Source organism: Enterobacter cloacae complex sp. P13B, assembly GCF_014895915.1.
Lineage (GTDB): Bacteria > Pseudomonadota > Gammaproteobacteria > Enterobacterales > Enterobacteriaceae > Enterobacter > Enterobacter bugandensis.
The window spans coordinates 1-805 of sequence record NZ_JADBQN010000101.1 but is presented as its reverse complement, the minus strand read 5'-3'; the positions used below and the strand labels follow the sequence as shown (position 1 = coordinate 805).

Below are 805 nucleotides of genomic sequence, written 5' to 3'. Positions count from 1 at the left end.
CCACTGGTTATTTAATTGAGTTAAACGAGCGGCATCTATGATTTCAAGTTTTATTGTGTTATTCACATTATGAATACGAATAAAGCATTCACCATCCTGTACGCGAATCTTCTCTACTGTCTGTTGGAAAATGTCAAAGGTCATAGAACCATCCAGGCTAAAGCGATCTGCATCATAAGCCCAACGGTCAAAACGCTTTTCAAGACGCTGTGAGAGTTCCTGTAGTTCGTCTGGAGTCATACCCTCAATAGTTGGTGCTGGCTTGATGTAAACACCCTCTGCCCCACAAACACCATCAACGGACAAATTCATATACTTACTACCCAATGGATTCTTAAGTACTGCCTCACGTGAAGCATTACGCCAATCACTTAGGAACCAGCGGATCAAGTTATTAATATTCTGTGAACCAGTACCGGACGTAAAACCAAAGGAAATTACAGGGGTACTCATACCACGAACGGCTTGTAAATCACGCTTCATAGTTAGTGTTGGTTTTTCAATGAAACGCTTCTGACTCGGTTTTGCTTTTGGTTGTTCTATCTGTTTTTTCTTATTCCAAAACATTAGCGTGTTCCCCATCTGTTAGGATAATTAGGATCACGGAATACGGTTACACTCTTAAATGGTTTACCATTACCATTTACGGGTAGATCGTTCATACTTGCCCATAGAGCATTTGCACGTTTAATGTAACGTATACGCATATTCTCTAGGTTAGTTAATGATTCACTAATTAAAGTTTTGTTGTTAATTGTTGTGCTATATACACCACCACCAGCTACACGGCTTTCAATAACTTGAT

1 protein-coding gene and 1 pseudogene are annotated in these 805 nt (G+C 39.6%); both read right to left on the bottom strand.

All coding sequences use genetic code 11. From position 1 onward, the window contains the following. Positions 1 to 567 (bottom strand): phage portal protein (locus IM273_RS22045; protein ID WP_193055640.1); only part of this gene is annotated, 567 nt, incomplete at its 3' end. Then, a pseudogene (locus tag IM273_RS22605) lies at positions 567 to 805 on the bottom strand (hypothetical protein); the annotation flags it as partial. The pseudogene IM273_RS22605 and the gene IM273_RS22045, both read right to left, overlap by 1 nt.